At 67.3% G+C, this 16,838-nt stretch carries 14 protein-coding genes; 3 read left to right on the top strand and 11 right to left on the bottom strand.

Annotated features, from left to right (window positions below; translation table 11 throughout):
* Positions 1-37: 37 nt before the first annotated feature.
* The 4 genes from ASE75_RS13090 to ASE75_RS13075 form a co-directional block, all read right to left on the bottom strand.
* Entirely contained in the window at positions 38-2,251 is a 2,214-nt protein-coding gene (locus ASE75_RS13090; RefSeq protein WP_055934260.1) for a xanthine dehydrogenase family protein molybdopterin-binding subunit, read from the bottom strand.
* Positions 2,252-2,421: 170 nt separating this feature from the next.
* The gene (locus ASE75_RS13085) at positions 2,422-4,647 is read right to left on the bottom strand and encodes a xanthine dehydrogenase family protein molybdopterin-binding subunit (protein WP_055934258.1); all 2,226 of its coding nucleotides are present in this window, start codon (positions 4,645-4,647) and stop codon (positions 2,422-2,424) included.
* The gene (locus ASE75_RS13080; protein WP_055934256.1) at positions 4,644-5,630 is read right to left on the bottom strand and encodes an FAD binding domain-containing protein; all 987 of its coding nucleotides are present in this window, start codon (positions 5,628-5,630) and stop codon (positions 4,644-4,646) included. Before ASE75_RS13080 ends, ASE75_RS13085 begins: the two co-directional genes overlap by 4 nt.
* Positions 5,627-6,154, bottom strand: a complete 528-nt coding sequence (locus tag ASE75_RS13075; protein ID WP_082463974.1) for a 2Fe-2S iron-sulfur cluster-binding protein — start codon at positions 6,152-6,154, stop codon at positions 5,627-5,629. The genes ASE75_RS13080 and ASE75_RS13075 overlap by 4 nt, the downstream gene beginning before the upstream one ends.
* 141 nt (positions 6,155-6,295) lie before the next feature.
* Between ASE75_RS13075 and ASE75_RS13070 the strand changes: the two genes are divergently transcribed.
* Positions 6,296-7,303, top strand: a complete 1,008-nt coding sequence (locus tag ASE75_RS13070) for a glycerophosphodiester phosphodiesterase (protein WP_055934254.1) — start codon at positions 6,296-6,298, stop codon at positions 7,301-7,303.
* A 5-nt stretch (positions 7,304-7,308) separates the two neighbouring features.
* Positions 7,309-7,590, top strand: a complete 282-nt coding sequence (locus ASE75_RS13065) for a hypothetical protein (RefSeq protein WP_443025348.1) — start codon at positions 7,309-7,311, stop codon at positions 7,588-7,590.
* A 122-nt stretch (positions 7,591-7,712) separates the two neighbouring features.
* On the opposite strand, the gene ASE75_RS13060 is transcribed toward ASE75_RS13065, so the two are convergent.
* The 3 genes from ASE75_RS13060 to ASE75_RS13050 form a co-directional block, all read right to left on the bottom strand.
* Positions 7,713-8,969 (bottom strand): hypothetical protein, encoded by a 1,257-nt coding sequence (locus tag ASE75_RS13060; protein WP_162233740.1) that lies wholly within the window; start codon positions 8,967-8,969, stop codon positions 7,713-7,715.
* Positions 8,970-9,114: 145 nt separating this feature from the next.
* Entirely contained in the window at positions 9,115-9,834 is a 720-nt protein-coding gene (locus ASE75_RS13055) for an alpha/beta hydrolase (RefSeq protein ID WP_235512741.1), read from the bottom strand.
* Entirely contained in the window at positions 9,825-10,517 is a 693-nt protein-coding gene (locus tag ASE75_RS13050) for a TIGR02117 family protein (RefSeq protein ID WP_156340467.1), read from the bottom strand. Before ASE75_RS13050 ends, ASE75_RS13055 begins: the two co-directional genes overlap by 10 nt.
* A 23-nt stretch (positions 10,518-10,540) precedes the next feature.
* Here ASE75_RS13050 and phhA point away from each other — a divergent pair, with 23 nt between their 5' ends.
* Positions 10,541-11,410, top strand: coding sequence for a phenylalanine 4-monooxygenase (phhA, locus tag ASE75_RS13045; RefSeq protein ID WP_055934250.1), 870 nt, complete (start codon positions 10,541-10,543; stop codon positions 11,408-11,410).
* A 166-nt stretch (positions 11,411-11,576) separates the two neighbouring features.
* On the opposite strand, the gene ASE75_RS13040 is transcribed toward phhA, so the two are convergent.
* The 4 genes from ASE75_RS13040 to ASE75_RS13025 form a co-directional block, all read right to left on the bottom strand.
* Positions 11,577-13,325 (bottom strand): methyl-accepting chemotaxis protein, encoded by a 1,749-nt coding sequence (locus ASE75_RS13040; protein ID WP_055934248.1) that lies wholly within the window; start codon positions 13,323-13,325, stop codon positions 11,577-11,579.
* 114 nt (positions 13,326-13,439) lie between these two features.
* A complete protein-coding gene (locus tag ASE75_RS13035) occupies positions 13,440-14,405 on the bottom strand; it encodes a 50S ribosomal protein L11 methyltransferase (RefSeq protein ID WP_055934245.1) in 966 nt (321 codons plus the stop codon).
* Positions 14,395-15,108: an SDR family NAD(P)-dependent oxidoreductase gene (locus ASE75_RS13030; RefSeq protein ID WP_055934243.1), complete on the bottom strand. Its 714-nt coding sequence runs from the start codon at positions 15,106-15,108 to the stop codon at positions 14,395-14,397. The genes ASE75_RS13035 and ASE75_RS13030 overlap by 11 nt, the downstream gene beginning before the upstream one ends.
* A 157-nt stretch (positions 15,109-15,265) precedes the next feature.
* On the bottom strand, positions 15,266-16,606 hold the full coding sequence (locus ASE75_RS13025) for a methyl-accepting chemotaxis protein (RefSeq protein WP_055934241.1): 1,341 nt from the start codon (positions 16,604-16,606) through the stop codon (positions 15,266-15,268).
* Between the last annotated feature and the right edge of the window lie 232 nt (positions 16,607-16,838).

Genomic DNA, 16,838 nt, shown 5'->3' with positions numbered 1-16,838 from the left:
GAGGGGGGGCGCCACACGGGACAGCTCCCGGAAACACCTACACCGGCGGCAACCCCGCCATCACCCGGTCCGGCGTGATCGGAAAGTCGCGCACCCGCACGCCGCACGCATTGTAGATCGCGTTGGCCACCGCCGCGCCAGCACCGGAAATGCCCAGTTCGCCGATCCCCTTCGCACCGACCGGGTTCGCGTCGCGGTCGATCTCCTCGACGAAATACGCCTCGATCTGCGGCACGTCGGCATTCACCGGCACATGATATTCGCCGAAGTCGCGGTTCACATACGCCCCGGTCCGCGTGTCGACGACCGCATGTTCGTGCAGCGCATAGCCAAGGCCCCAGATCATCCCGCCGATCGCCTGACTGCGCGCGGTTTTCGCGTTCAGGATCCGGCCGCAATCGAACACGCCGAGCATCCGCGTCACCCGCACCTCGCCGGTCACCGCGTTGACGCGCGCTTCCGCGAACTGTGCGCCGTGCGTGGCCTGGCTGAACGTCTTGTTGTTGCGGCCCGGGTGGATGGTGCCAAGACCGGCGATGGGCTGTCCCCGCGTCAGTTCACTCAACGGCACCCGGCGGTTGCCGGCGATCGCATGCCCGTCCTTCAACGTCATGTCGGCCGGCTCGGCCTCCATCCGCGCGGCCAGCACCGCGACGATATCCTCGCACGCCAGCGCCACCGACGACGCGGACGACGCCGCCCCGAACGATCCGCCCGACCCGGCACCCGGCGGGTACAGGCTGTCGCCCAGCCGCACGTCGATCTGCTCCATCGGCAGGCCCAGCGCCTCGCCCGCCACCTGCGCCAATATGGTGTAGGTGCCGGTGCCGATGTCGGTCATGTCGGTCTCGACCGCCGCCCGGCCGTCCGGCGACAGCGTCACGCGCGCCACGGAATCGCTCAGGAAGTTGACCCGCGCCGCCGTCGCGACGCCAAGGCCTACCAGCCACTCGCCCTCTCGCTGCGCTCCCGGTGTCGCGACCCGCGCGTCCCAGCCGAATAGCGCCGCGCCGTTGGCGAAACACTCCGCCAGCCGCCGCGAGGAAAACGGCTTGCCCGTCGTCGGGTCGACCGCCGGCTCGTTGGCCAGCCGGAAAGCGATCGGGTCCATCGCCAGCGCCTCGGCCATTTCGTCCATGGCACATTCCAACCCCGTCATGCCGACCGCCTCGCCCGGCGCGCGGACCGGGCCGTGCGGCGTGAGGTTCAGCTTGGCGATCCGCGTCGTGAAGCTGCGGTTCTCACCCGCGTACAGCCCGACCGCACCCAGCGCGACCGGCTCGAACGACGTCGCGCCGATCCGCTGCGCCACCAGGCTGTCCTGCGCGATGGCGGTCAGCCGCCCGTCGCGGTCGGCCGCAAGGCGAATATGCTGGCGCGTGTCGCTGCGGCCATAGACCGAATGGAACAGCTGCTGACGGCTCAGCGCGACCTTCACCGGCCGGCCGATCCGCTTCGCCGCCACCGCCGCCAGGATCGCGTCGGCCGACGTGTTCTTGCCGCCGAACCCGCCGCCGATATAGGGCGACAGCAACCGGATATTGTCCGGTGCGATGCCCAGCGACGCTGCCAGCACCGGTTTCGCCATGCGCAGGATCTGCAACGATCCGTACAGCGTCAGCGCGTCGCCGTCCCATACCGCCACCGACCCATGCGGCTCCATCGCCGCATGGACATGGCGCGGGGTCGTATAGACGACGTCCAGCGTCACATCGGCCGCCCGCATCGCCGCGTCGACATCGCCCTTCACCGTATCGGGCAGCATTGCGCCCTCGGCCGGGCTGTCGGCATCGTCGCGCCCGTCGTCCAGCGTGAAGCGTGCTCCGTCCGCGGCTTCGCACGTCACCACCACCGCGCGCGCGGCATCCCGCGCCGCCTCGAAACTCTCGGCCACCGCGATGCCGACGACTTCGCCATAGCTGGTCAGCGTCCCGTCATAGCCTTGCGCCGCCGGCTGGCCGAAGATCGGCGTCTGGCGGGGCAGGGCGGGGTCGCCGACGATCACGTCGATCACCCCCGGCAACGCGCGCGCAAGTCCGGCGTCGATCGACACGACCCGGCCCTTGGCCGTCGTCGCGGTGATCGCCACGCCATACGCCATCCCCTCCAGCCGCCGGTCGAGCGCATAGCGCGCCACACCCGTGACCTTCGCCGGCCCGTCCACCCGGTCCAGCCCACGTCCGAGCACACCCTGCACCCCGCGATCCAGCGCGGTCGGGACGTGACGGGCATCCATGCGATATTCGGTCATGCCATCACCTCATGCTGCCGGGGCAGGGGCACCCCGTCACCCTCGCAAGAGCGAAGGTCCCGCTTTTCTATAATGACCACCCCATAATCGTCACGCCAGCCCCCCTCCGTCATTGCTTCGCTAACGCTCGCAATGACGGTGGAGAGGCGAAAGACCCACCGCCCCGGAAATCAGACCGCCGGCAATCCTTCCAGCAGTTTGTCCAGCGTGATCGGATATTCCCGCACCCGCACGCCCGTCGCATTATACACCGCGTTGGCGATCGCCGCGCCTGCACCCGAGATGCCCAGCTCGCCGATGCCCTTAGCGTGCAGCGGGTTGGTGTGGATGTCGCGCTCCTCCAGGAAAATGACCTCCTGCTGCGGCACGTCGGCGTTCACCGGCACATGATATTCCGCCAGGTCGCGGTTCACCAGCTTGCCGTTGCGCGGATCGTGGATCAGATCCTCGGTCAGCGCGGTGCCGATGCCGAAGGTCATGCCGCCCAGACACTGCGACCGCGCGGTTTTGGCGTTCAGGATCCGCCCGGCGGTGAACACGCCCAGCATCCGCCGGACCCGCGTTTCGCCGGTCACGACATTGACCGCGACTTCGCAGAAATGCGCACCGAACGCCGCCTGCGTCGTCTGCTTCTCTTGGCTACCCGGCTTGATCTCGCCGGTCGCCTGTATCCCGTCCCCGACAAGGCTCTGGATCGGCACCGCGCGGTTGTCGCCGATGACCGTGCCGTCCTTCAGCGTCATCGCCTCCGCATCGACACCCATCGCCTTGGCAAGCTGCCCGCGCAGGTTTTCGCACGCCAGATACACCGCCGACCCGGCCGATCCGGCACCCCAGGATCCGCCCGACCCGGCGGCCGGCGCATCCGCGGTATCGCCCAGCCGAACCGTGATCCGCTCGACCGGCAGGCCCAGCAACTCGCCCGCGATCTGCGCCAGGATGGTGTAGCTGCCCGTGCCGATATCGGTCATCGCCGTCGCGATCGTCGCGGTGCCGTCCGGGTTCAGCGTCACGCTCGCCGACGACTGCATCAGCATGTTCGCGCGACACGCCGACGCCATGCCCATGCCGATCAGCCATTCGCCCTCGCGCCGGCTGCCGGGCTGCATTGGCCGATCCGCCCAGCCGAACTTGGCCGCGCCCTCGTCCAGACAGCGCGACAGGCCGCGCGTGGAATACGGGATGTCCTTTTCCGGGTCGACACTCGGATCGTTCTTCTTGCGCAAATCGACCGGGTCCATCCCCAGTTTTTCCGCCAGTTCGTCCATCGCGCCTTCCAGCGCCAGCATGCCGACCGCCTCGCCCGGCGCGCGCATCGACCCCGACAGCAACAGGTTCAGCCGGACGATATCATGCGTGATCCGCCGGCTTTCGCCCGCATACAGGAAATGCGTGCCGATCCCGGCCGGCTCGAAATAATCCTCGCCCTCCAGATTGGAGGTCAGCGTCTCGTGCGCGATCATCGTCAGCGTGCCATCGGCCTTCGCCGCCAGCCGCAGCCGCTGCTGCGTGTTCGACCGCCGCACCGTCGCCTCGAAGACCTGCTGGCGCGCCATCACCGCCTTGACCGGACGGCCAAGCTGTTTGGATGCGATCGCCGCCGCGACTGCCTCCGCCGAAATGCCCAGCTTCGACCCGAACCCGCCACCGACATAGGCGGCGATGATCCGCACCTTTTTCTCGGAAACGCCCAGCGACTTCGCGAGCTGCGAGACGTTCGACGTCGGCATCTGGTACGACCCGTACACCGTCAGCGCGCCGTCATCATCCCATGTCGCGATCGAGGCATGTGGCTCCATCGCCGCCGAACTCTGGCTTGGCGTCACGAAGGTCGCATCGACCGAGGCATCGGCCGCCGCGATCGCCGCGTCGATATCGCCCTGTTCGCTGTGCGCCGGGATCATGTCGTCGGCGGGCTTGTCGGCACTGTCGCTATTGGCGTCGAAGTCGAAGACGCCCTCATGCTCCTCATACTCGACCTTCAGCCGCTGCGCCGCGTCCCGCGCTGCCTCGAAACTTTCGGCCAGCACGATCGCGATGATCGTTCCCTGATAGAAGATCTCCTTCACGCCCTGCGTCGGGGCGCCTTCCTGGCCGCCCTGTTGCGGGTTGCGCAGGAACGTCTTCAGGTCGGTGACGACGTCGATTACGCCGGGGATCGCGCGCACGCTGTCGGCGTCGATATTCACCACCCGACCGGCACCGATCCGCGCGCCAACCAGTACGCCGTACGCCATATCGTCAAACTGATATTCGGCGGCATAGGTCGCCGCGCCCGACACCTTCTTCGGTCCCTCGATCCGGTCGATCGGCTTGCCGATGATGTCCTGCACGCCGGTGTCCAGCAGACTGCGCTCGACCGGCGCGTCCATCGTCAGGCTGTTGGTATCGCTCATATGCCGGTTCCCGTCAGTTCGCGAAGCGACGCGATCAGCGTGCGCTTCATCAGCGGTATCTTGAAATCATTCGACCCATACCCGCGCGCCTCGGCGAGCAGGATATCGGCGGCGCGCGCGAACACGGCATCACCCGGGGCCTGTCCGACCAGGGCCGCCTCGACCGCCGGGTCGCGCCACGGCATCGGCCCAAGCCCACCGAACGCCAGCGATGCGCCGGCGATCACCCCGTCCCGCACCTCGACCACACCCGCGACCGACACCAGCGCGAACGCATAGGATGCGCGATCGCGCACCTTGCGGTACAGATGCCTGCCGGCCTTTGGCGCGGGCAACTCGACATGGGTGATAAGCTCGCCCGGCTCCAGCACCGTCTCCACGTCCGGCGTCTCGCCCGGCAACGCATAAAACGCGTCCAGCGCGATCCGCCGCCGGTCGCCATCCGCCTTCAACGTCACGACCGTCGCGTCCAGCGCGCGCATCGCCACCGCCATGTCGCTCGGATGCGTTGCGATGCAATGCTCGCTTGTCCCCAGCACGGCCAGGATCCGGTTGAACCCATCCTTGGCCGAACAGCCGGTGCCCGCCTCGCGCTTGTTGCACGGCATCGCGGTGTCGTAGAAATAATAACAGCGTGTTCGCTGGAGCAGGTTGCCGCCGGTCGTCGCCTTGTTCCGCAACTGCCCCGACGCCCCCGCCAGCAGCGCACGCGCGAGCACCTCATACTTCGCCACGACACGCGGGTCGGCGGCCAGATCGCTGTTCGGCACCAGCGCGCCGATCGTCAGCCCGCCATCCTCGCGTTCCTCGATGGTGTTCAGGTCGAGCCGGCTGATGTCGACCAGCTTTTCCGGTGTCTCGATCTGCAACTTCATCAGGTCGAGCAGGTTGGTGCCGCCGGCGATGAACTTCACCCGCTCGCCGCCACCCGCCGCCACCGCCGCCTCGGGGCTGTCGGCGCGCGCATATTGGAACGTCTTCATGCGTCGGCTCCCGAAACTTCGCGGCTGGATACGTCGCTACTGGAGACTTCACGAATAGCATCGACGATGTTGGGATAGGCCGAGCAGCGGCACAGATTGCCGCTCATCCGCTCCGAAATCTCGTCGTCGTTCAGGGTCACGTCGCTCAGCGATTCCGACGCATGGCTGGCCCAGCCCTTCTTGACCTCGTCCAGCATCCCCACCGCCGAGCAGATCTGCCCCGGCGTGCAATAGCCGCACTGGTATCCGTCGTGGCGCACGAACGCCGCCTGCATCGGATGCAGGTTATCCGCGCTGCCCAGCCCCTCGATCGTCGTGATCTCGTCATCCTGATGCATCACCGCCAGCGTCAGGCAGCTGTTGATCCGCCGTCCGTTGACCAGCACCGTGCACGCACCGCACTGACCATGGTCGCAGCCCTTCTTGGTGCCGGTCAGGCCGACATGTTCGCGCAGCACATCGAGCAGCGAGGCGCGAATATCGGGGTCGGTGTCATGCGATTGACCATTGATCGTGAAATGCATCGGCTGCTGGCCCCCGGGGTCGTGATTTGGGTCGATAGTGAAGGGGTAACGCGCGTGTGCAAAATGGTGTCCGTGGCCGCAACGTCGATTAGTCTGTTTCTGCTACTGGCATCTGCCTGCGGACAGGCGCAGGAGAGCAGCATGATCCTTCCCGTCACCCCGCTGTCGCCGCCGATCGTCATCGCCCATCGCGGGGCGAGCGGCCTGCGTCCCGAACACACGCTCGCCGCCTATGATCTCGCGATCGAGCAGGGCGCGGACTTCATCGAACCCGATCTGGTGCCGACCAAGGACGACGTGCTTGTCGCGCGCCACGAGAATTATATCGACGAGACGACCGACGTCGCCGCCCACCCCGAGTTCGCCGACCGCCGCACGACCAGGACGATCGACGGCCAGACCATGACCGGCTGGTTCGTCGAGGATTTCACGCTCGCCGAGCTGAAGACCCTGCGCGCGAAGGAACGCCTGCCAGACTTGCGCCCCGCCAACACCGCGTTCGATGGCCAGTTCGAGATCCCGACGCTGGCCGAGATCATCGCGCTCGCCAAGCGTCGTTCGACCGAAACCGGCCGCACCATCGGCATCTATCCCGAAACCAAGCACCCGACCTATTTCGCGCAGATCGGCCACCCGACCGACCTGCTGCTGGTCGCCGCCCTGCGCGAAGCCGGCTGGGATTCGGACCGCGCGCCGGTGTTCATCCAGTCGTTCGAGGTCGCGAACCTGAAGCGCCTCCACGGCCTGACCAAAGTCCGCCTGATCCAGCTGCTGGCCGGGCGGGGCGGTCCCGCCGACGGGGCCGCGCCCAGTTACGCGCAGATGATTACCCCCGCCGGCCTGCGCGCGGTTACCGCCTATGCCTACGGGATCGGCCCGGACAAGGCGATGCTGTGGAACGGCACGACGCCGACGACCCTCGTCCGCGACGCGCACGCGCTCGGCCTGCGCCTCCACCCCTGGACCTACCGCGCCGAAAACCAGTTCCTGCCCGACCGCTTCCGGAACGGCACCGATCCCGCCGCGCAGGGCGACGTCGCCGCCGAGATCGCCGCCGGTCTGCGCCTTGGCATCGACGGTTTCTTCACCGATTATCCGGCAACAGGGGTCGCGGCGCGCGCCGCCGCCCGCGCCAAACCTTCGGAGTAATTTCAGTGACCTTGCGTAAAATCCTGCCCCTGCTGCTTCTGCCGCTGATGACGTCGGGCTGCCTCAGCACCGCCGCCAGCATCGTAAAGGCCCCCTTCGCCGTCGCCGGCCAGACCGTCGACTGGGCCACCACCAGTCAGGACGAGGCCGACCGCAACTTCGGCCGCAAGATGCGCAAGAAGGAAGCGAAGGAGGGCCGCGAACGCCGCGAATACCAGAAACGCTGCCGCAAATACCCGCAGGAATGCCGCGGCTACGACGGGTATCAGGCCGCCACGGACAATTGAGGCAAGGGGGCTGCCGTAAACGACGCGCAGTCGCTGGCATGCCGGGGTGGGACGTCCCGCATGGCGCGTAGTCATGAGTTGCAAACTCGCAGACACGAACGGCTGCTGTCGCCTAAAGGCAGTCATTCGGGCTTGAGCGACTCCTTGATAAGTTCTCCTGCACGTCCCAGCCAGTTGGTGTGCAGGATGGTGCCTGCCGCCGGCGACACGCTGACGGCAATTTCTGCCACCGCCAAGAGAAGCCCCACCGAGATCGTGATCTGAGCAACCTTTTTTATGCCCTCGCGTGCGCCGTCGGGCAATCCGCCAAGAACGTGAACAAGCGAGCTGAACGTGGCGCTGACAAGGTTCTCGATCGATCGGATTGCGGCAAATACCGTCCGCTTTAACGCGCGCCGTGGATCGCGGATCGTCTCAAGGATGAAAGCCAGCGTTCGTGGTACTTCCGGATCGACGTTGGTCGTCGCCTTCCGAAGTTCTTGGATTAAACGCATACCGCTTTGGTGAAGCGCGATGACGTCGGCCTCGCTGTAGTCAATTGCCGCGGCATTGCCCGCGAACCGTGCCCAATCGGAAAATTGAGAAACGTACATGCCCAGTCCGATCGTCAACCCTCTTAGTCGGCCACTAAGGTGGGTCGGCAATTCCTCTTCGAAACGGTCACAGGTAAACTGAAATGAGATGGCGGCGATACCGAGCTGGATGATGTCCGTGCGTTCCTCGATCCGGCCGCGCATTGCATTCGTCAGCTCGATCAAGCGTGGATCTTGGTTGGACGATGTCATTTCGGTAACGATCTCGCCGAATGAACTGAGCAATTCCTTCCGCGCCGAATCCGCGTTTTGCATGTTGACCGATGCAGATACGGCAGCTTGGTGCCTCACTCTGAGAATGCCACCGGCCACTTCATACATGATCGGACCTACTTTCTGGTCCGGCACCAACTTCGTTACCTCCGCCGCGGCGATCTGAAGCGGCGTAGGTGGCGGCGGTTGCGCTTCCCAATAGGCATGTGTGTAGATGCGGATATCTTCCAGCGCGCTCTCGATCTCCTCGCCCATATTCATGAGGTGCTGCTGCCCACCAACTTTGTAAGTCGCGGTCCTCAGGCGTTCCTGAAAAAACGGGTTGTTGAGAATTGCACTGAAATCCGCTGCTGCGGCTTCGATCTCGGCAAACGCCCGCCGGATGTCGCCAAGCGATTGCTGGCCATCCAGCCGACGCGCTATGGCCTCTGCGGCGGCTTTGACCTGCCGACCTTCGCCTGAGGCCGGCCAAGCAGTCATCAGGCGTACAGCATCGTTACCGATCTGATTGGCGAGCTGCCGCAGTTCGATGCGCTTGAGCCGGGTCCAAGTTTGCGGGTTCTTAACGGCCATGACGTGGTTGAACCCGCGATGAGTGATGCTGACAAGGGGCATCTTCAACAGTGATCTAGATTAAATGTCTTTTCACTGTGCTGATGCGCATTTGCCTCGAACGAACGGTCAGCTATTCATCAACTCCCGCCGTTGCATTATCAACCTACATCTCAGCAAACGCCATCCCGCCCAACACCCGCGCCACCGCCGCCAGCACCTCGGGGCGCACCTGCACCCCCAGATGCCCGCTGCGCACCTCGACCGCCGGGCAGTCCCCGCCGTGGCAGATCGCGCCCGCGACCAGCCCGTCGCTCGCGCTCCAGATCGCGGTTGCGGGCACGGGCAGGGGCGACGCGACCAGCGCCATCGTCGACAGCACAGCCGGATCGTGGATCCGCTCGCCCGACAACAGCTGGAACGCGCGCCAGACATTCGTCGCGCGCGGCGACCCGGCATAGGGCGAGGCGACCGTCACCACGCCGCGCACCAGATCGGGCCGCCGGTGCGCCACCAGCCGCGCCAGAATCCCGCCAAGGCTGACCCCCACCAAAGTCACAGGCCCGCCCTCCGCCGCCAGCGCCGCGACCCGCGCGACCACCGCCTCAGCCTCGGCCCCGACCGTGCGCGTACCGAAATTGCGCCCGAACCCCCAATCCTCGACCCGGTAGCCAAGCCGGCGCAGATACCGCCGAATCACGAACAGCGACCGCGCCGAATTGCCGAGGCCCGGCAGCAGCATCACCGTCCGCCCGTCGCCGCGCGGCACGTCCTCCAGCAGCGCCCGGTGCCGCCACCATGTCGCGACCATCCACGCCGCGCGCGGCACCTCCGCCGCCCACAGTGCCTTGGACGGGGGCAGGGGATCGGGTGGCCTCAGAACCACCACAGCACCGTCGCGGGAAACGGCGTCCACGCCCCCACCCGCACCCCGGCGAAGCGCAGCGCCGCCCCGGTCCAGCTGTTGCACGTCGTCACCGCGCTGTACCGCCCGCGTCCATCATAGAACGCATCATACTCGCCATAGCCCGGGTAATGCGCAGCCCCATCCGCAACGCTCGCCCGGATATACGCCGCCAGCCGCCGATATTCTTCCCGACGCAGCACGATCCGCCGCACGTCCGCCGACGCAGCGGGCAGGGGCACATGATCGACATGCACCAGCGTATCCGTGCTGCCGAACGCGGCCGCCGCGATCGTCGCCGGCTTCACCTCGGCCCAGGTCGGCGTCTCCAGGTAAAACCGCTTCTCGCCCCAGCCGACGCTCAGATGGTCATGACCCCCATAGCGCGGGTCGCGCAGATCCTCGGCCCGCGCAAAGCCCCGCCAGTCGACCCCGGCCGCGACCTTCGGCACGACGATGCCGGTATGCACCCCGTTGCTCTCGACGAAGATGACGATCCCGTCGGCCGCCTCCGTCCAGTCGCGGTTCATCGGAATTGCCCCGCCAACGAAGCCCGCGAGAACATACAGCGCCACGACCAGCACCAGACCGCCCGCACCCCGCGCCAGCCAGCCCCCGATCCGCGCCGGCCAGCGACCCCCGGCAATCCCTGTTTCCCGCGTCATCGGACCCATGCTACGCTTCGATCATGGTAGAGGAAACACAAACAATCAGCGCAGCCCCGTCGCCCGACTGGACCGTCCCGCAGGACTGGTCGCATTACAGCGCGCAGGACCACGCCACCTGGGACACGCTGTTCGCGCGTCAGGCGAAACTGCTGCCCGGTCGCGCGTCGGAGGCGTATCTGCGCGGCCTCGACGTGCTGAAACTGTCGAAGCCCGGCATCCCCGATTTCGACGAACTGTCCGACCGGCTGATGAAACTGACCGGGTGGCAGGTCGTCGCCGTCCCCGGCCTCGTCCCCGACGACGTGTTCTTCGACCACATGGCCAATCGCCGCTTCGTCGCGGGCAATTTCATCCGCCGCCCCGACCAGCTCGATTACCTGCAGGAACCCGACGTCTTCCACGACGTGTTCGGCCATGTGCCGATGCTCGCCGACCCGGTGTTCGCCGATTATCTCGAAGCCTATGGCCGCGGCGGCCAGCGCGCGCTGACCCTCGACGCGCTGAAATATCTTGGCCGGCTCTACTGGTACACGGTCGAGTTCGGCCTGATCGCGGAGCCTGAGGGCCTGCGCATCTACGGCTCGGGGATCGTCAGCAGTTACGCCGAAAGCCGCTTCGCGCTCGACGACCCAAGCCCCAACCGGATCGCCTTCGACCTCGCCCGCGTCATGCGCACCGACTACCGGATCGACGATTTCCAGCAGAACTATTTCGTCATCCCCAGCTTCGACGACCTGCTCCGCCTCACCGTCGAAACCGACTTCGCGCCGCTCTACGCCGACCTCGCCGCTCAGCCCGACATCCCCGTCGCGGCCATCGACCCCAACGACATCGTCCTGACCCACGGCACACAGGCTTACGCGCGAAACAAGGCGGCGGGGGCGGGCTGAAGCTTCCTCCACCACCACCCCGGCGAAGGCCGGGGTCCATTAGGGAAGCGGTTCGTAACGGCGCGAACCGGCCTATCGTTACCGCTGACCCGGTTGGGCCCCGGCCTCCGCCGGGGTGGTGCGTTGTCCCTGTTGCCCCGCTCCGCTCAATCCCTCAGGCCACCCCTCAGGCCGCCAGCGCGCGCAACCCGCCATACCCGCGCCCACGCGTCGCCTCGGCCAGCCGGAACCGTTCGACCAGCCCCAGCAGGTCACCGGCCTTGCCCGACAGGGCGCGCGCGGCGGCGTTGTTCTCGACCACCATCGCCGCGTTCTGCTGCGTGGTGCTGTCCATCTCGCCGACCGCGATGTTGATCTGCTGCAAGCCTGACGACTGGTGCGATGCCGATACCGCGATCGTCGCGACCAGGGTGCTGATCTCCTCCACCCGCTCGACGATGCGGTCCAGCGCGCGGCCGGTGTCGCCGACCAGCGCGACGCCGCGATCGACCTGCGTGGCGCTGACGGTGATCCGCGCCTTCACGTCGCGCGCGGCGTCGGCCGATCGCTGCGCCAGCGCGCGCACTTCGGACGCGACCACCGCAAAGCCCTTGCCCGCCTCGCCCGCGCGGGCCGCCTCGACCCCGGCGTTCAGCGCCAGCAGGTTCGTCTGGAACGCGATGCCGTCGATCACGGTGATGATCTCGGAGATTTCGGCCGAGGCGCGCTCGATCCCGCCCATCGCGTCGACCGCCTGGCGGACGATGTCGCCGCTGGCCTTGGCTTCGGCCCGCGTTTCGGCGACCGCGACGTTGGCGCGCGCGGTGCCATCGGCGGTTTCGCGCACGGTGGTGGTGATTTCCTGAATCGCGGCCGCTGTTTCCTCCAGGCTGGCCGCCTGCTGTTCGGTGCGATGCGACAGGTCGTCGGACGCCTGCGTGATTGCGCTTGCCCCGCTGCCGATCGCGTCGGAACTGGCGCGCACCGCGGCCAGCGCGGTCGACAGCCGCTCGACCGCCTGGTTGAAATCGCGCTCGATCGCCGCATAGGCGCTGGGGAAGCCGTCAAGGCGCGGGGTCAGGTCGGACTCGGCCAGCTGCGACAGCGCGTCGCCGATCTGCGCCACCACCCGCTGCTGTTCCAGCTCCAGTCCCCGCGCGACGACGGCGGCATCGCGGAACACGGTCAGCGCCGCCGACATTTCGCCGACCTCGTCACCCCGGTCCAGCCCGGGGATCGCCGTGTCGGTGTCCCCGTCCGCCAGCGACCGCATCCGCGCGGTCACCGTCTCGACCGGCACCGTGATCGACCGGCCGATCCGCCAGCCGCACAGCAGCACGATCGCCGCGACCAGCAGCGCCAGCAACCCCAGCGACACGCCCGCCGCCCACACCGCGTCCGAAATCGTGTCGATGTACACGCCCGACCCGACCAGCCAGCCCCAGGGCGCAAACCCCTTCACATAGGACAATTTGGGCACTGCGGCCGTCGCACCCGGCTTGGTCCAGTTATATTGCAGGAAGCCCGCGCCGTTCTTGCGGACGATGTCGACCATCTGCACGAACATCGCCTTGCCGTCGGCATCGGTCCTGGCGGTCAGGTCGGTGCCGTCCAGCTCGGGCTTCATCGGATGCATCAACATGCGCGGCTGCATGTCGTTGACCCAGAAATAGTCGTTGTCGCCGTATCGCATCGCCGACAGCGTGGTCAGCGCGGCCTTCTGCGCATCCGCGCGGCTCATCGTGCCGTTGCGTTCCAGCGTTTCGTAATGCGCAAGCACGCCATGCGCGCTTTCAACCGCGTGGCGGGTGCCGACCGCGATATCCTCGTGCATCACCGCCGACAGTTTCATCAGGCTCAGCCCAAGCAGGACCAGCAACCCGATACCGGCGGCAACGCCGATCAGGTTGATCCTGGCACGAATTCGCAACTTCATCGGCCGACATGCTCCCCGCACGATTATCTAAGGGGACCATGCCCGTCACGGCGTTGAAGGACGGTTAATTCGGCCGTCACATTATACTAAATATCGTCCGCCCGATCATTTGTCCTAGATATCCAGCGCCCAGCCGTCGCGGCCCTTGGGGTCGAACGGCCCGCTCGGCACATAACGCCCCGCGCCGGCGCGCAGGGCCAGCACGGTCCAGTCGCCCCGCCGGTCGACCCACTCCACCGTGCAGCCGCACGCGGCATAGGCCGCGACCACGGCCGCGCGCTGCGTTTCCAGCAGGCCCGCCAGCATGATCGTCGCACCGCTGTCGGCGATCGCGGCCAGTTCGGGGGCCATCGACACCAGCGGGCCGGCAAGGATGTTGGCGATCACCAGATCATAGGGGGCGCTGGCCACGATCCGATCATCCAGCGTCCCGTCGGCTATGATCAGGTCGATTCCCGCGACGCCGTTCGCCACCGCGTTTTCGCGGGTCACGTCGATCGCTACCGCATCAATATCCGTCGCGACCACACCGGCGTCGGGCCACAGATGCGCGGCGGCAAAGGCGAGCAGGCCGGTGCCGGTGCCAATGTCGATGATCTTGGAGAAAATCTGCTTCTCGGTCGCCATCGCGTCCAGCATGGCCAGACACCCGCTGGTCGTCTCGTGATGGCCCGTCCCGAACGCGCGGCCCGCGGCGATATGGAACGCGCGTGTCCCCGCGGGCGCCGCCTCGCCGCCGGTATGGACGAAGAACCGGCCGACGTGCAGCGGGGCCAGCCCCGCCTGGCTCATCGTCACCCAGTCGGCATCGGTCAGCCGTTCCAGCACCAGGTCGGCCTCCGCCGCGCTCGGCACCAGCGCGCGGACGGCGGCGATGGCGGCGGCATCCGGCTCGCCCTCGAAATACGCGTCCAGCCGCCAGCGTTCGGCGTCGTCCAGCACGTCCTCGGTCGTCATCAGAGTCGGCGGCGGGTCCAGGTCGACCCCGTCTCCGACATCAATTGCCTCGGCCTCCGCGCGGGTGCAGGGCAGGGTGAGCTTCCAGCTGTCCCCCATCGGGGCCTCCGGTTCAGCGGACATAGCTCGCCCCGTTCACGTCGATCACCGCACCGGTCATCGACGCCGGTGCCTCCAGCGCCAGATAGCGGATGACCGAGGCGACCTCGGCCGGGTCGGCCACGCGCCCCAGCGGAATGTCGGCGAGCAGCGCGTCGCCGCCCCGACTTTCCAGATATTCCTCCGCCATCCCCGTCATCGTGAACCCCGGACACACCGCGAACGCCAGGATCCCGTCACGGGCATAGCCGCGCGCGATGGTCTTGGTCATCGCCACCATCCCCGCCTTCGACGCGGCATAATGCCAGTGCGCGGGGGAATCCCCGCGATACGCCGCGCGGCTGGCGACATTCACGATTCGCCCGGCAACCCCGCACGCCTGCCAGTGCAGCACCGCCAGCCGGCAGAGCTGCGCCGACGCGGTCAGGTTGACCTGCATCGTCCGCGCCCAGTTCGCCGCCCAGACGTCGTCGTCCCCGTCGAGCGGATTGGCCTCGAACACCCCGGCATTGTTCACCAGCACGTCGATCGTACCACCCGCCTGGTCGAGCGCCGCTGCCCACAGGCCAGACGCGCCGTCGGGGTCGGCAAAGTCCGCCGCGATCCCGCGGGCGGTCCCCCCGGCGGCGGTCCGGTGCCCGATGACGTTGGTGCCCGCAGCGTTCAGCGCCACGGCTGCGGCCGCCCCGATACCCCGGCTCGAACCGGTCAGAAGAATGTTGGTCATGGCGGCCGCTGTAGCCGCGTTAGGGGCCGGTCGTCACCCCGGCATGGCACTCCGGTTCCCCGGCGAAGGCCGGGGCCCAGTCAGGCAAGCCGTCGTGATAGCGTACCGCCGTCGACGCAACTGGACCCCGGCCTCCGCCGGGGAACAGAAATGAGTCCTACGCCGCGACCTTCGCCGCGAACGTCCCCGCACTGTCCTTCAACGTGCTCAGCTGCCGGTCGAGCAGGTCGAATCCGTGGCCCACGCCGTCGATCTCGCTCGCGACCGTTTCGGTGTCCTGCCGGATCGCGGCGATCGTGTCGGCCATCGAATCGGCGGCCAGCGCGGTTTCGTCGACCGCGGCGGTGATCGCGGTCACGGTCTGCGCCTGCGCCTCCATCGCCCGGCGGATCCGGTCCGCGCTGTCCTGCACCTCGGCGACGGTCGCCTCGATCGACGCGTTGGTGTCGACCGTCACGCGGGTGGCGGACTGGATCGCGGCGATCTTGGCGGCGATGTCGTCGGTCGCCCGCGCGGTCTGGTTGGCGAGGCTTTTCACCTCCTGCGCCACCACCGCGAAGCCGCGCCCGGCATCGCCCGCGCGTGCCGCCTCGATCGTGGCGTTCAGCGCCAGCAAATTGGTCTGCCCGGCAATGTCGCGGATCAGGCCCAGGATCGATTCGATCGACTTGGCATGATCCGACAGGGTTTCGCTCATGCCGACCGCCTTGCCCGCCTGCACGCTGGCGCGCGCCGCGATCTCGGCCGCGACCTCCACTTCGCTGCGCGCGTCCTCGATCGCGCGGATCAGGCCGGCGGCGGTCTGTGCCGCCTCGCGCATCGCCACGGCGGACTGTTCGGCGGCGGCGGCGACCTCGCTGGTCTTGCCCAGCATCCCGCGCGCGAACGCCGACGTCCGCTCGCTGTTGCCGCGCAGGTCGTGGCCCTCGATCGTGGCGGATTCCACCATCACGGCGATACCGTCGCGGAACTCGGCGGCCAGCCGGTCGCGCGCCATGGTCGCCGAATGGGTGCGATATTCGGTGTAGATCGCGACCGTGATCTCGCCCTCCATCGCCGACAACCGCATCAGCGTGTCGATCAGCACCGGCAGGTCGGCCTCATCGGCCTTGCGCCGCATCAGGATCCCCATCGCGCTGCGATCGCTGGCGCTTATCATCGACAGCAGCGCCATCGGCGGCACCTGCGCGGCATAGGCGGCGGCGACCGAGCGCTCGATGGATTCGATCCAGGCGATCCCGTCGGTATTCAGGAACCGGTCGCGCAGAAAGGTGCAGCCGATGTCGATCATCTGCGCGTCGTTGGCCGTCGCCCAGTTGCGCTCATCGGGGAAACACTGTTTCCACTGCGCCCAATAGGCCCCCGCCACCTCCCGGATATCGGGTTCCAGCACGTCCCACAGTTCGCGGCTCGCGCCGCTCAGCCGTCCGTCGAAATCGAACGCGCGCAGGCGGGACGCACGGTCGATGGTCGCGGCGATCGCGCCGGGTACGGGCATGGTGGTCGGCAAGGAAATGCACTCCATCGGATGATCGCGGGCGGACGGTTCATGGCCCTTGGCATCGACCCTACGGAGCAAGTGGTTAAGGGGTGGTTAGGCCGCCGATCAATGTCCCGCCGATCGCCGCGCATCGGCGGTGCCGCGGGCACGACCGCGCCGGATCCATTGCCGCTGATTGTCCACCCCCCGCCACATCGCTTGCATCGCGGCCCTTGGCGTCTAATAGGTC

This window comes from Sphingomonas sp. Leaf17 (assembly GCF_001421505.1).
Lineage (GTDB): Bacteria > Pseudomonadota > Alphaproteobacteria > Sphingomonadales > Sphingomonadaceae > Sphingomonas.
This window is presented reverse-complemented; position numbering and strand designations above follow the sequence as displayed.

Coding starts and splice junctions, on each gene's coding strand:
- ASE75_RS13090 (WP_055934260.1), bottom strand. CDS start 2,251: ATGACCGAATATCGCATGGATGCCCGTCACGTCCCGACCGCGCTGGAT.
- ASE75_RS13070 (WP_055934254.1), top strand. CDS start 6,296: ATGATCCTTCCCGTCACCCCGCTGTCGCCGCCGATCGTCATCGCCCAT.
- ASE75_RS13040 (WP_055934248.1), bottom strand. CDS start 13,325: ATGAAGTTGCGAATTCGTGCCAGGATCAACCTGATCGGCGTTGCCGCC.
- ASE75_RS13035 (WP_055934245.1), bottom strand. CDS start 14,405: ATGTCCGCTGAACCGGAGGCCCCGATGGGGGACAGCTGGAAGCTCACC.
- ASE75_RS13030 (WP_055934243.1), bottom strand. CDS start 15,108: ATGACCAACATTCTTCTGACCGGTTCGAGCCGGGGTATCGGGGCGGCC.
- ASE75_RS13080 (WP_055934256.1), bottom strand. CDS start 5,630: ATGAAGACGTTCCAATATGCGCGCGCCGACAGCCCCGAGGCGGCGGTG.
- ASE75_RS13025 (WP_055934241.1), bottom strand. CDS start 16,606: ATGCCCGTACCCGGCGCGATCGCCGCGACCATCGACCGTGCGTCCCGC.
- ASE75_RS13050 (WP_156340467.1), bottom strand. CDS start 10,517: ATGACGCGGGAAACAGGGATTGCCGGGGGTCGCTGGCCGGCGCGGATC.
- ASE75_RS13085 (WP_055934258.1), bottom strand. CDS start 4,647: ATGAGCGATACCAACAGCCTGACGATGGACGCGCCGGTCGAGCGCAGT.
- ASE75_RS13075 (WP_082463974.1), bottom strand. CDS start 6,154: ATGCATTTCACGATCAATGGTCAATCGCATGACACCGACCCCGATATT.
- ASE75_RS13060 (WP_162233740.1), bottom strand. CDS start 8,969: ATGGCCGTTAAGAACCCGCAAACTTGGACCCGGCTCAAGCGCATCGAA.
- phhA (WP_055934250.1), top strand. CDS start 10,541: ATGGTAGAGGAAACACAAACAATCAGCGCAGCCCCGTCGCCCGACTGG.